The following is a 13,316-nucleotide window of genomic DNA, read 5'->3' on the forward strand; positions in this document are numbered from 1 at the left end:
GTTTGGGAGGAATTAAAAGATGAACATTGCTTGGAAAGAAATTAAGAAAAATAAAGTAAGATTTTTGATTTTAGGTTCAATTGTTTTTCTAGTTAGTTTATTAACATTTATAATATCTGGTTTGGCGAATGGATTGTCCCAAGACAATGCTGCCCTCATTAAAGATTTACCAAAAGGGCAATTTTATATGAATAAAGATGCAGAGGAAACTTATAACCTATCAAAAATAGATAGTGATATACAAAAAGAAATATTAAACAAACAAAAAGATGCTGTGGCATTTTCAATTCAAATGGGTTTTCTAAATGACAAGGATGATAAACAACAGAGCGTCGCCTTTGTTGCATCCACTGATTCAAAGCTATTTAAAAATGTTAAAGATGGGGAAATTATATTAGATAGCTCATTGAAGAATAAAGGTATAAAAGTTGGAGATACCTTAACGAATAATCAATTTAGTGGTGAGTTTATCGTAAAGGGTTTTGTTGATCAAAAGAAATATAGTCATGCCCCTGTTGCTTATATAAACATGAAGAATTATCAAGAAATTTATCGAGTTATGGAAATGCAATTAATTTTTACCCCTGGAGGAGATTCTTCTAAAGAATTCACGGGATTACAATCATTTTCAAATAAAGATTTTCTCAATACAATTCCAAGTTATAACGCAGAACAAATGTCTTTAAATATGATTGTTTGGTTTTTAGTTGTCATTAGTGGAATGTTATTTGCTATCTTTTTCTACATGATGAACGTTCAAAAAGTTGGTTTATACGGTATTTTAAAAGCAATTGGTATAAAAACAAGCAGACTATTCAAAATGATGTGGACACAAATGCTCTTTATTACAATAATTGCACTTATTATGTCTATTACACTTAGCCAATTTTTTAATATGGTTGCACCTGAAGGAATGCCTTTCCATTTAACCTTTGAAACAACAGCACAATTATCTATAGTTTTCCTAATTATCGGTTTTATTGGAGCTACACTCTCAGGTATGCAAATCAAAAAAATCGAACCATTACAAGCAATACAACAAGGAGAGGCTTAATATGACAATATTCACACTTGATAAAGTTAGAAAAACATTTACTAATGGTGAAATAGAGGAAGAAATACTAAAAGGAATTAACCTTTCTCTTAAAGAAGGAGAGGTAACAGCATTAGTGGGTGCATCAGGTTCTGGTAAAAGTACACTCCTCACAATAGCTGCAGGACTACAACCTGCATCAAATGGGCAAGTTATATTTGATGGTAATAATATGACTGCTATGAGTTCTGAAGAGGTTCGAAAAATACGAGCAAGCAAATTTGGGTTTGTCTTTCAGTTTGCTCATCTTGTTCCTTTTCTCACAGTTGAAGAACAACTAATGCTAATGCTAGATGTTTCTGAATCAAGATTAAGCAAACAGGCAAGAAAAGCAGAAGTGAATAAAATCCTACTATTAGTTGAAATGGATCATAAGAAAAATGCTTACCCATCTTCATTGTCAGGTGGGGAAAAACAGCGTGTTGCCATTGCACGTGCCATAATTCATGAACCCAAAGTTCTCTTCGCAGACGAACCAACTGCAAGTCTAGATTCAAAAAGGTCTAAAGATGTTATGTCGTTAATTCAAAATATAACTAAAACGTTGAATATTACTACATTAATGGTTACTCATGATGAAGAAATGCTTTCATATGTTGACCATGTCATCAAAATGAGTGATGGTATCGTTTTGCAAAGTGGAGATTAAATTCTACAAAGACTAGAAAATTATTATTATAAGTAAAATGTAAATGAACAGCCTACACATTTTTACGGGGCTGTTTATTTGTTATTATTTATTAAATGTACTTTTAATTGAAACAGAAAACTAATATTTTGATTAAAAAAAAATAGGAGAATACAGAATGACAACTATTCTAATTGTAGATGACGATATCAATATTTTACAGCTAGTAAATATCCACTTATCCGAAGCCGGGTATAAAGTACTTCAAGCAAAAGCCGGTACTGAAGCATTAGTAGTTCTTAATAGAGAAGCATGTGATTTAGTAGTAGTAGATGTGATGATGCCTTTTATGGATGGTTATGCATTAACAAGGGAGATTCGAAAGAAATATGATATTCCAGTCATCCTTTTAACAGCCAAGAACCAAATTGAGGATAAAGAAGAAGGATTCAGATCAGGGACGGATGATTATCTGGTCAAGCCATTTGAACCAAAGGAATTAAACTTTAGAATAGAAGCTTTATTGCGACGATATGATAAACAATCAGATGAATCTATTATTCGCTTAGGAAGTACAACTATAAATAAAAAAAACTATGAGGTTCAGATTGGAGATCGAACAATACTTTTACCCTTAAAGGAATTCGAACTACTGTATTTTCTGGCTTTAAATCCTATGCAAGTATTTTCCCGTGATCACCTAATAGAACTTATTTGGGGTTTGGATTATGAAGGGGATGAACGAACTGTAGATGTTCATGTGAAAAGATTAAGGGAACGTTTTTCTAAATTGACGAATGATTTTCAAATTAAGACAGTGCGTGGGGTTGGATATTCGCTGGAGGCAAATCGCAGATGAGGTCTCTTTATGTGAAGTTTGTTGTGATTACCATTGGAATTATGATTTTAAGTGGGATCTTTGCTTTTTTAATCTCCAATACGTATTATCAGCAAAAATTAAAACCTTATAATGATCAAAAAAACACAAAAATCGCATTAGATATTGCTGAATTTACCGACAAACATCCCGATATAAATCTTAAAGAGTATTTGGAGAATATCTCCTCCATTGGATACCAAATTTTATTGGTTGACAATTCTGGCAAGGAATCTTATTTTGGTGCACCTTTTAGGGAAAACACTCTGTCTAATTCTACTAAAGAACAAGTATTAAACGGTGATATTTTTCATGGTATTCTAAATTTCCCACAGGAAACATTTGTTACAGGTTTTTTTGCAAATGAATTGAAGAATACGATTGGTGTACCGTTAACACATAACGAGGAAAAGTATGCTCTTTTCCTTAGACCGGATATTAAACTCCTTTTTAACGAGATGCATATTTTATTTGGGTGGCTGCTAGCATTAACGATTATTCTGAGTATCGTTATGGTTATTTTTAGTACAAAATATTTAGTTAATCCAATCTTAAAACTTACAACAGCCACAAAATCTCTCTCTAATGGTAATTTCAATGTTTCACTTGATATAACTCGTCATGATGAGTTAGGAGAACTTTCACATAGCTTTTTACGAATGGCCAGTAAACTGGAGCAAATGGATGATATGAGAAAAGAGTTCATCTCGAATATTTCTCATGATATACAGTCACCTCTATCCAATATAAAAGGGTATACAAACCTATTGGATAGTGAATCAATAAGCCCAGAAGAAAAAAGCAATTACATTTCTATCATCAACGGGGAAATTATAAGGCTCTCTACATTAACGAAACAATTATTACTTCTTGCTTCGTTAGATCGTGATGAGGATATTATGAAAAGAAAGCCATTTAATGTTGGGAAGCAAATTAAGGAACTGGTACGAAACTATCAGTGGCAAATAGGTGAAAAAAATATTACGCTCGGTTTTACATTACCGGATGTAGAAATCACTGGAGACCCCTCTTTACTTAATACGGTTTGGGATAATCTGTTAACCAACGCCATCAAATATAATCAATCAAATGGCAGTATTGAAATATCGATTGAAGAGAAAGAAAAATCGGTACTGGTAACCTTTGAAGATACGGGGATAGGATTGAATGCTAAAGAGAAAGAAAGAATCTTTGATCGTTTTTATCGAGTAGATACCGCACGGACGCGTTCAGTTGAGGGAACAGGATTGGGACTATCAATTGTTGCTGCCATTGTTAAACTTCATGGTGGACTGATCCACGTGAATAGTATGGAAAATAAAGGAACTACCTTTGCTGTTGAATTGCCTGTAAATTAGTACTGTCTTTTATTTGTGTCATGCAAATCAATCAATTGGTTTGCATTCCCCCTTTTATAATCATCTGTTCATATTCCGTTCATATTCAGGAAGTACATTATAGATGATTGATTTAAAAAGTTGGATGAACAAATGGAGGGGGAATTCTGTATGAATAAAAATAGTAAAACTCTATTACGATTTGCCGGAGTTTTTGGGTTGATTGGAGCAATATTAGGCGCACATATGGCAGGTTCTGGTTCATATGCATTTCGTGCAGTTCATGCACATATCCTCGTTGTTGGCTGGTTAACTCTTTTCGGATGGGCAGTTTTCTATAAGGTTTTCCAAACAACAGAAACAGTTTTGACAAAGTTGCATGTTTGGAGCGCAATTATAGGCTCTATAGGTTTAACAGTAGGAATGTGGTTATATATGGTTAAACCATTTAATCTACCTGAGGGCGTTACTTTATTCATTTATATTGGTGGTGGAGTTGCATTACTTGTGAGCTTTCTGCTATTTTTCCTATTAACATTGTTTATCAAGGGAGAGAATTAGGCTTCTTTATATTTTATTTGTGATTATCATATGCTTAAAAGTAGAGCAGTATTTATTAAAAATATATAAAAAATGATAATAGATATAAGCCAAGTATTATCTATTATCATTTACTTATGTAATTGATTCAAAAACGGAGGGGGTAGGAAATTATAGAAATAATTGCCTACTACGCACTAAGAGTGGCGGACTCCTTCTTCAACAAACCTGCCCCGTTTATGGAATTAGAAAAGCCGCCTATTTTAGGCAGCCCAACATGAACGATAGCACCCGTTACTTTAAGTACACTAATTCACAATCCAAATTATAATTTTAACATAAATTGCCAATTACTTAGTTATTTATCAGAGGAATTAGCTTAGTTATTAGGGGGTGTTTTGCTAATGAATTATGCAGTTGACACAAGTTTATGTCATCTTGGTAAAATAAGTGCCAAATAAGTAGCCATTTCTCTTTCTTTTTGTAGATAAACATTGTTAAATCAACAAAAATTAGCAATCCATTTTATATGCTAATTGGATTGCTAAAAGGTTTGTTATTTTATGTTTTGTACTATTAAACTTAACACGTTAATGATGGCACGCTACTCTGCTTATATTTATTCAGTATGAAGTAACAATTGATCTAAATCCATTATTTTAATTTTCTTTTTCGGTAACTGTTTAATCAATCCAAGTTCTTCTAGAGTAGTAAATTTACGGCTGATTGTTTCTGGTGTGGTACCAAGATACGAGGCTAAATCCTTTTTGGACATTGGTAAGATAATCGTTGGACTATTGCCACTTCCCTTTTCAATATTCTCAGCTAAAAAGGATATAATGCGGGTTTCTACATTTTCAATCGCTACTTGTGTGGTTTGTTTTTCAGAATCCTTTAAACGCATCGTTACTTCTGACAGTATTTTTAATGAGATCTGCGGATATTCCACCAAATACTCCTGTAAATCACCTCGTTTAATTAAACAAATAGATGTATTTTGTAGTGCTTCCGCATAATTCTCATGAATCCTTCCAGGTTGGAAAATGGCGACTTCACCTGTAAAATCACCAGGATTTAAAATGCGAACAAGTTGTTCTTTTCCAGAATCCGATAAGCGGTAAATCCGAGCCTTACCTGAATTGATAATATATAAGGTATCATCTTCCTCATCTGCACGGAATAACATTTCCCCTTTTTTAAGATGAAGTGTCTTGGCAGATTCCGCAATCAAATCCATTTGTGAGTCTTCCAAATGGTTGAAAATGGGAACAATACGAATACATTCTGCATGTCCATGTTGGTGATGACAACATTGGTTTTGTTCCAAAATAACCTCTCCCTTTTATAAAAAGCCTAAGAGGGCATCCTAGGCTTTCTTTCTATTCACTCGATTAAGCAGGTTTTACCTTTGATTTGACAACAGGATATCCTAAGTCTTCAATTGCCTTTTCGATATCGTTAATAGCGACTGCTTCTGAATCAAAATCTACTTTTACTTTACTTGCATTGAACATTACTTTCAAGCTATCTTGATTCACACCGTTTATTCCTTTCACCGCATTTTCAATCTTTTGGAGACAAGATGGGCAAGATAAGGTTTCTAATTGAATCGTTGCTTTTTGCATAAATCATTTCCCCCTTCATTTTTTAACGACCGTAAACCAATCTATTCTTTTGTTTTTGAGTTACTTTAAGCCTGATATGCTTTATCTACTTCTGATAACATCTCGAATGTGCCTGCATACGTTTCACATACATCTCCAGGAATGGTGTAGTTGTCTGTGATTTTTCGTAATTGAGCAAATTCAGCATCTAAGTCAGGTTTGTTCGTACCTGCGTCTTTTACTTTTCCACTAATTGTTTCAAACAATTCACGTACTTCAAAGGCTTCTGGGTGATTCTTACCATGGGCCCGTGTAATTGCAGTGGTGTATAAATCCAGCTTTTCAAAATGGTTTGTTATTACTTCGTTAAATGTTTGTTCAGACATTATTCGTTCCCTCTTTCTTGTGGTTTTTTGGTCTTAGGCCGATTTTACTTTTGATTTGACGACTGGATATCCTAAGTCTTCAATGGCTTTTTCGATATCGTTAATGGTGATCGTTTCTGAATCAAAATCTACTTTTACTTTACTGGCATTAAATAATACTTTTAAGCTATCTTGATTAACCCCGTTTAATCCTTTCACCGCATTTTCAATCTTTTGCATACAAGATGGACAAGATAATGTTTCTAATTGAATAACTGCTTTTTGCATGAATTATTTCTCCTTTCATCTTATCTTTGATTTTTTTGTTTTCCCTCTTCTTCTTTACAATTTAAGTATAGTTCAGGTTCAACGAAATGAAATTGATGCAAATCAAGTTTTAAGAAAAAGTAGGGGAGTATTTTGTTCTTCCTACCTGAATACTTCCCCTTTATCATTCATCAAGACTGCTTTCTATTAAAATTATTCTCTCAAACGGTATCGAAGCAATCTCATACCATTCAAGATGACTACTAAGATACTTGCTTCGTGAACCAACATCCCGATTGACATATTCATCCATTCACTAAATAGTAGGCTGGCAAGTAAGACTAATACCACACCAACTGCAATGGTAATGTTCTGTTTCATGTTTCTTGAAGTTGATTTTGTTAAGCCTAATGCGTGTGGTAAACGACTAAAGTCAGAATTCATTAAAACAACATCTGATGTTTCAATTGCAACATCTGTTCCACTTCCCATGGCGATTCCGATATCTGCTAAGGCTAGTGAAGGACTATCATTCACTCCGTCACCGACAAAGGCAATGATCCCGCCTTCTGCTTGCATTTTTTCGATATAAGCAGATTTTCCTTCCGGTAGCATATGACCATGTGCTTCTGTTAACCCAAGTTCTCGAGCAACTAAATCTACGGTTCCTTGGTTGTCCCCAGAAAGAACGACAAGGTTTTTGACCCCTAGTTTTTTCAGTTTTTGAAGATCTTTTTTAACACCTGGACGGATTTGATCCCGAATACCCATCAGAACGTTTAATTCTCCGTCGACCGCAGTTAACACAAGAGAATTCCCATTTTTCTCAAAGCGTTCGACGTCTTTTTTAGCTTTTTCGCTTAATTTCACATTTTCCTTTTCCATTAAAGCTACGTTACCAACGGCTACACGATGAACACCTATTTTTGCTACAATTCCGCCACCTTTAACGACTTCGGTTTCTTCAACAGTAGAGAAAGTTGTCTCGCCAATATCCTGTAGAACAGCTTTCGCTAGTGGGTGGTCCGATTCACGCTCCACACTTGCTAAATATCCTAGAACCTCTTCAGTATTTTTTCCGTAAAATTCTTTTTCGGCAACTTCAGGGTTTCCTACTGTCAATGTTCCTGTTTTATCAAAAACGATAGTATCTACTCTGCTAAAGTCATTGATAACTTCACTACCTTTTAGGAGGACACCATTACGTGCACCGTTTCCGATACCGGCAACGTTGGATACAGGAACCCCGATAACTAATGCACCTGGACATCCTAAAACAAGAATCGTTATAGCTAGTTCAATATCTTTTGAGAAAAACCAAACAATAAAACCAAGGACTAACACAGCTGGTGTATAGTATTTTGAGAATCGGTCAATGAAACGTTCTGCTTCTGATTTTGAATCCTGTGCCTCTTCCACTAATTCGATAATTCTACCAAATGTTGTATCTTCTCCAACACGATCAGCTCGAATTTGGATCGTTCCATTTTCTAAGATAGATCCTGCAAATACTTCAGAATCAACCTTTTTACTTACAGGTAGAGATTCTCCAGTAATACTTGCTTCATTAATGTGACCTTCACCAGTTAACACTGTTCCATCTACCGGAACTTTTGCACCCGTTTTAACTAATAAAATATCACCTTCGTCTACATCATCGACATCTACTTCTTCAAATTCTCCGTTTTCCATTTGCTTTAAAGCGCTTTCTGGTGCCAGCTCTGTTAATTCTTTAATGGCAGAACGTGTTTTGTTCAAGGTACGTTGCTCCAAGTAAGAACCAAATAAGAATAAGAAAGTAACGATGGCTGATTCCTCATAATTTTGAATCAATACTGCCCCAATAACTGCAATGGTAACTAAAACATCAATACTGACAACTTTTACTTTTAATGCCTGATAGGCTTGGATTGCAATCGGCGCCACACCAAGAATGGATGCAATGATGAGCGACCAATTGAAAATGGCCATGTTGTCTAAGGAAAATCGTCCGAAGAATGCAAATGCAATCAAAATTGCACTGATCAGTGTAATAGAATTCTTTTTACTTAATATATATCTTTGCATGTTGATTCCCTCCAATTTCATTTTCATTTGTATTCCTTGTTGATGACTCTAGTATAGGATGTTTCTATGAAATAAAAATTGATTCGAATCAAGTTCTATTGTAAAAGTGAAAAATTATAAAGAACAGCAAAACAAAACCAACTGTTTTACGGAATAACTCTTATATATTATCGAACACCGACATACAATCACAAAAATTCATTATATTGTTCATTCTTTATTCAGCAGGCTTTAGAAAAGCATTATAAACAGCAAACTAAAACGCTCAGAAAATATTCTGAGCATTATTATCTTAATATTTAATTTTTCTTCCTCAACTAAACTGCCCCTTTAGCGACATAAGAAAAAGGCTTCCCTTTTACTTAAGGAAAGCACCCGATCGTATTATAAGGTCAGCCAGAGAAACCTGGTTGACTATTTTTTATTCAATTTATAGATTGATAGTAGCCGGGGTAGAACGGAAGCACCCGTGGGACTTGATCCCGACAACTAAACTGTTCGCCCTCTACTTGTTAACACATGATTAGGCTGGTTGGGACTTGATGAACCCGTATAACACGCGAAGATCTGAATGACAAGCTAGATAGAGGTTACCGGTCAATCCACTACACTAGGAGGAGATAATTTATGAATCCAGTTGTTGGTCTGGAGGTAGCTAAAGGTGAAAGTCAGGTTCAAATGTTCTTGGATAAAAAAATACCCTATAAAAACAGTGTGAAAGTTGAACATACGGTGGATGGTTTAACAGAGTTATACTCTTATTTACTACATTTAGAGCATCAAACAGGGATGAAACCACCAGTTGTCTTGGAATCAACGGGTCACTATCATGCCCCAGTTGTACAGTTTTTAGAAGCAAGAGAGTACATTGTCATTATCGTAAATCCATTGGTATCTTACCGAGCAAAAAGTTCTAGTTTAAGAAAAACCAAAACAGATGCCATTGATGCTTATCACTTAGGCGAACTGTATTACAAAGAGGATTTAGAGCCGCAGAAAAAGCGTGGTGTTCAGTTATTAAACCTTCGGTATCTGACAAGACAACATGAAAATATGACGGGAATTATGGTTCAACCAAAGCTTCAATTTCAATCTGTGTTAGATCAAGTATTTCCAGAGTATAAAGGCGTTTTTGGCGATCTGTATGCCGAGGTTTCATTAAGAACTTTACAAACTTTCCCTACCTCGGAGACTGTCTTAAAAGCTTGTGTGGAGGAAATTGCACAATTTATTGATAGGCATTGTAAAGCACGATCGTTTAATTGGGCGCTTGAAAAAGCAGAGGGATGAATCGCAGCCGCAGAACGCAACCCATATCAGTCAACGCTTTATCAAAGCCTTCTTGTCAGTCTAAATATGTATATTGATTTACTTCAAGTGTACCACCAACAGCTTTCTACGTTGGAGCGTGAGATTGATCAGTTAGCAGTACAACTCGAAGAATATGAACTACTCCAACCAATTCCCGGTGTAGGTGAAAAAATCGCTGCAACGATTATTTCTGAAATTGGGGAAATTGATCGGTTTAGTCATCCCAAAAAGTTAGTTGCCTTTGCAGGACTCGATCCTAGTGTATTTGAATCAGGTCGCTTTAAAGGCACGAAGCATCATATTACTAAACGAGGCTCTGCAAGGCTTCGCCACATGCTTTTCACAGCAGTTCGGTGTTCCATTCGCGATAGTCGTAAAAAGAAAACAACTGAAGAAACCATTGCGCGAAATAAGCGATTACGTGCCTTCTACGATTTAAAACGTGAAGAAGGTAAGCCTTATAAGGTAGCCATTATTGCATGTGCTAATAAGCTTTTACACTGGATTTATGCGATGTTAAAAACGAAAACTCCATTCCAAGAAACTATTTAGTAACAGCATTTTCCTATACAACTAAAACCTTCCAAAATGAATCAGGAGGGTTATTTGAGTTGTGCATTTTTAGTATAGCATTTAGTGATTATAAATTTAAAATATATTTATTGACAAACTATTAGCTGGTTTCGTTTAAGTACAATATTTCACAAACTTTTTTAAAGTCCCCCATTGCTGAATATTTGAAAAGCCCTCTTAGTTATGATATCTCCCTTGACAAACCAAAAAATTATTAATTTTCCATGCAATAATACATAATTGATAAAAAAATACCAGATACTTGTTATAGAATATAAAATTAATCTTAAAAAGGAATTGATTATATGGATAATAAAAAGGCTGCAAAGTTAACTGCGGGTGAGTTAGCACACTGTTGGGAACAGTTCATGAATAATAGTATGTCAAATGTTGTTTTGGAGTATCTTACCCTAACATCAGAACTAGAAGAAGTTAAATCTCTTTGTAGTGAGGCGGTTTCTATTTCTAAATCTGCTGTACAATTTTTTGAATCTGTTCTACGAAGTGAAAACTATCCAATCCCTAAAGGCTTTAACATTAAAGATGATTTAAACCCAAATGCCCCTAAGATGTATACGGATGTTTTTATACTATTTTATTTAAATAATATGTCTAAAATTGGAATGTCCTTAACAAGTATGGCACTATCCGATTCAGTAAGGGAGGATATCCGCAATTTTTTCCATGAACAATTAAAAAACGTTTCAAATTTATTTGAACGTACAACAACTATTCTATTAGAAAAGGGAGTATTTGTAAGACCTCCTTCAATTACCTCCACTCATGAAACAAACCCAATTGCAGATAAAGGATTTTTGGGTAACTTCTTTAATGATAATCGAGAATTAACGGCAAGAGAAGCAAATGAGCTACACAAAAATGTTTTTATGAATTATATTGGTAAAAACTTATTAATTGGATTTATACAATCTACATCTAATCAGCAATTAATGAGTTTATTGCAACATGGAAAAGAATTATCTTTAAATATTATAGACAAATTAGGTGATATTTTAGTTCAAAATGATTTGCCTATTTCAATGACTTGGGATACGAATGTTTTGGATGGTAAAACATCTCCTTTTTCAGATAAATTAATATCTTATCTATTAGACCAACTTAATCGTGATGGTATCGCCAGTTATGGATATAGTGCAGCAGTAAGTATCCGAAAAGATTTAAAAACTACATATGCAAAGATAATTGCAGATGTGTATCAATATGAAGAAAATATAAAAACCTTTATGATAAAAAATGAGTGGATGGAGAAACCTCCTGTTGCACTAAATAGAGATAAGCTTGCTCAAGACTAAAAAAAAAATAAAGCTACCAAAGTAAATTGTACCCTTTGTAAAGGACATTTAAAAAAAGCCTAAGCTACTTCTAAAAGATGATCTCTGTATTGAACAGGGGTCATCTTTTTTCGGTTCCATTGATATCTATGATGGTTATAGTAAGTCATGTATTGCTTAATTTCCTTTTGTACTTCCTCTAGTGTCAGGCAGGATTTAATAGAGGTTTCGTCTTTCAGGTGTCCAAAGAAAGATTCAATGGGGGCGTTATCCCAACAGTTACCCCTTCGGGACATTGATTGCCTGATTCCAAGTTTTTTAATCATTTTCTGAAATTGAGGATGGGTATAGTGAACCCCTTGATCCGAATGGATGAGTGAATCTTTAAGTTTTTTAAACCTTTTGTTTTTCTTTAGCTTTTTGATGGTATCTGTGGCTAATTCAATAGTCATTCTGTCAGACACATTGTAAGCAAGAGCTTCACCGCTGGAGCCATCCAATATCATAGATAAATACGCTCTGGAACTTTTTCCATAGTTCAAATAGGTGATGTCTGTTAACAGCACTTTCCCTGGTTTACCCTGATTGAATTGGCGCTTCAGGAGGTTCGGGACCACTGAATGTTCCTGGGTGGCCTTCATAAGACGCCTATATGGATTCGCCCTCCGGAAGGGGCAAACGATGTTATACTTCTTCATGATTCTTCGAATTCTTTTTAAGTTAAAGACAATCTTAAATTGACCCGCCAAAGTCATTTTAATTTGACGCGCCCCTTTCTTTCGATTCTTATGACGGAATGCTTTCAAGATGATTTCTTTCAGTTCTTCATCCCTTGCTTCCCGTTGTTTTCTATGCTCTTGAGACTCGGGAGAGTAGTATTTATAATAGGCACTTCTGGAAATTCCTGCGACCCCACAAAGGTATCTCACCATTTTTTTTAGCTTATATTTCTCTATTACGGAACGAATGAGAATGAACTTTTGACTTGGAGAGAGGACTACTTCTTTAGCCCCCTTTCCGCGAATCGAATCTTTTTTAAAAGTTCATTTTCCGCCTTAAGCAGGTTGATTTGTGCTTCTAGTCGAGCATTCTTATCCTCAAGGGATAACTCCCGTTCTCTAGGTCTCCCGGAATTGCCCTTCCTTGTATCACTGAGCCCCAAAACTCCGTTCATTTTAAAAGCAGCATTCCATCTCTTACTAGCGGCATGAATACGTGTCATACCAATTATATCTATATCAAATCCAGCCTCTTCAAAGATCTGTCTAGAGAATTTGCCGCTCTCCTTCTCAGCTGTTTATGGCATTATAAAAATGTAAGGTTCGGCATTTAATTTGTACAGGCCCCGAGGGGGCCTGTACA

The 13,316-nt window shown here is 35.1% G+C and carries 11 protein-coding genes and 2 pseudogenes; 7 read left to right on the forward strand and 6 right to left on the reverse strand.

Annotated features, from left to right (window positions below):
* The first annotated feature begins 19 nt into the window (after positions 1 to 19).
* From A6754_RS20035 to A6754_RS20055, 5 genes are all read left to right on the forward strand, one after another.
* The gene (locus A6754_RS20035) at positions 20 to 1,054 is read left to right on the forward strand and encodes an ABC transporter permease (RefSeq protein ID WP_066450106.1); all 1,035 of its coding nucleotides are present in this window, start codon (positions 20 to 22) and stop codon (positions 1,052 to 1,054) included.
* Position 1,055: 1 nt separating this feature from the next.
* Positions 1,056 to 1,742 (forward strand): ABC transporter ATP-binding protein, encoded by a 687-nt coding sequence (locus A6754_RS20040; protein WP_066450108.1) that lies wholly within the window; start codon positions 1,056 to 1,058, stop codon positions 1,740 to 1,742.
* A gap of 157 nt (positions 1,743 to 1,899) precedes the next feature.
* Positions 1,900 to 2,580, forward strand: a complete 681-nt coding sequence (locus A6754_RS20045; RefSeq protein ID WP_066450109.1) for a response regulator transcription factor — start codon at positions 1,900 to 1,902, stop codon at positions 2,578 to 2,580.
* The gene (locus tag A6754_RS20050; protein WP_066450110.1) at positions 2,577 to 3,956 is read left to right on the forward strand and encodes a sensor histidine kinase; all 1,380 of its coding nucleotides are present in this window, start codon (positions 2,577 to 2,579) and stop codon (positions 3,954 to 3,956) included. The genes A6754_RS20045 and A6754_RS20050 overlap by 4 nt, the downstream gene beginning before the upstream one ends.
* 150 nt (positions 3,957 to 4,106) lie before the next feature.
* Positions 4,107 to 4,496 (forward strand): hypothetical protein, encoded by a 390-nt coding sequence (locus tag A6754_RS20055; RefSeq protein ID WP_066450111.1) that lies wholly within the window; start codon positions 4,107 to 4,109, stop codon positions 4,494 to 4,496.
* 598 nt (positions 4,497 to 5,094) lie between these two features.
* Here A6754_RS20055 and A6754_RS20060 read toward each other — a convergent pair.
* From A6754_RS20060 to A6754_RS20080, 5 genes are all read right to left on the reverse strand, one after another.
* Positions 5,095 to 5,802, reverse strand: a complete 708-nt coding sequence (locus A6754_RS20060) for a Crp/Fnr family transcriptional regulator (RefSeq protein WP_082851762.1) — start codon at positions 5,800 to 5,802, stop codon at positions 5,095 to 5,097.
* Positions 5,803 to 5,866: 64 nt separating this feature from the next.
* Positions 5,867 to 6,100, reverse strand: coding sequence for a heavy-metal-associated domain-containing protein (locus A6754_RS20065; RefSeq protein ID WP_026907428.1), 234 nt, complete (start codon positions 6,098 to 6,100; stop codon positions 5,867 to 5,869).
* 65 nt (positions 6,101 to 6,165) lie between these two features.
* A complete protein-coding gene (locus A6754_RS20070; protein WP_026907429.1) occupies positions 6,166 to 6,465 on the reverse strand; it encodes a hypothetical protein in 300 nt (99 codons plus the stop codon).
* A gap of 33 nt (positions 6,466 to 6,498) precedes the next feature.
* Positions 6,499 to 6,732, reverse strand: coding sequence for a heavy-metal-associated domain-containing protein (locus A6754_RS20075; RefSeq protein WP_026907430.1), 234 nt, complete (start codon positions 6,730 to 6,732; stop codon positions 6,499 to 6,501).
* A gap of 192 nt (positions 6,733 to 6,924) precedes the next feature.
* Positions 6,925 to 8,778: a heavy metal translocating P-type ATPase gene (locus A6754_RS20080; RefSeq protein ID WP_026907431.1), complete on the reverse strand. Its 1,854-nt coding sequence runs from the start codon at positions 8,776 to 8,778 to the stop codon at positions 6,925 to 6,927.
* Between the two features lie 627 nt (positions 8,779 to 9,405).
* Between A6754_RS20080 and A6754_RS20085 the strand changes: the two are divergent.
* Positions 9,406 to 10,641: pseudogene (locus tag A6754_RS20085) on the forward strand (IS110 family RNA-guided transposase).
* Positions 10,642 to 10,967: 326 nt separating this feature from the next.
* Positions 10,968 to 11,975: a DUF3231 family protein gene (locus A6754_RS20090; protein ID WP_047945067.1), complete on the forward strand. Its 1,008-nt coding sequence runs from the start codon at positions 10,968 to 10,970 to the stop codon at positions 11,973 to 11,975.
* Positions 11,976 to 12,034: 59 nt separating this feature from the next.
* On the opposite strand, the pseudogene A6754_RS20095 reads toward A6754_RS20090, so the two are convergent.
* Positions 12,035 to 13,248: pseudogene (locus A6754_RS20095) on the reverse strand (IS3 family transposase); the annotation flags it as partial.
* Between the last annotated feature and the right edge of the window lie 68 nt (positions 13,249 to 13,316).

This window comes from Cytobacillus gottheilii (genome assembly GCF_001636345.1).
In the GTDB taxonomy this organism is placed as follows: domain Bacteria; phylum Bacillota; class Bacilli; order Bacillales; family Cytobacillaceae; genus Cytobacillus; species Cytobacillus gottheilii.

Bases quoted from the DNA above. Each gene is read 5' to 3' on its own strand.
- A6754_RS20035 (WP_066450106.1), top strand. From the start codon at position 20: ATGAACATTGCTTGGAAAGAAATTAAGAAAAATAAAGTAAGATTTTTG.
- A6754_RS20040 (WP_066450108.1), top strand. From the start codon at position 1,056: ATGACAATATTCACACTTGATAAAGTTAGAAAAACATTTACTAATGGT.
- A6754_RS20045 (WP_066450109.1), top strand. From the start codon at position 1,900: ATGACAACTATTCTAATTGTAGATGACGATATCAATATTTTACAGCTA.
- A6754_RS20050 (WP_066450110.1), top strand. From the start codon at position 2,577: ATGAGGTCTCTTTATGTGAAGTTTGTTGTGATTACCATTGGAATTATG.
- A6754_RS20055 (WP_066450111.1), top strand. From the start codon at position 4,107: ATGAATAAAAATAGTAAAACTCTATTACGATTTGCCGGAGTTTTTGGG.
- A6754_RS20065 (WP_026907428.1), bottom strand. From the start codon at position 6,100: ATGCAAAAAGCAACGATTCAATTAGAAACCTTATCTTGCCCATCTTGT.
- A6754_RS20070 (WP_026907429.1), bottom strand. From the start codon at position 6,465: ATGTCTGAACAAACATTTAACGAAGTAATAACAAACCATTTTGAAAAG.
- A6754_RS20075 (WP_026907430.1), bottom strand. From the start codon at position 6,732: ATGCAAAAAGCAGTTATTCAATTAGAAACATTATCTTGTCCATCTTGT.
- A6754_RS20080 (WP_026907431.1), bottom strand. From the start codon at position 8,778: ATGCAAAGATATATATTAAGTAAAAAGAATTCTATTACACTGATCAGT.
- A6754_RS20090 (WP_047945067.1), top strand. From the start codon at position 10,968: ATGGATAATAAAAAGGCTGCAAAGTTAACTGCGGGTGAGTTAGCACAC.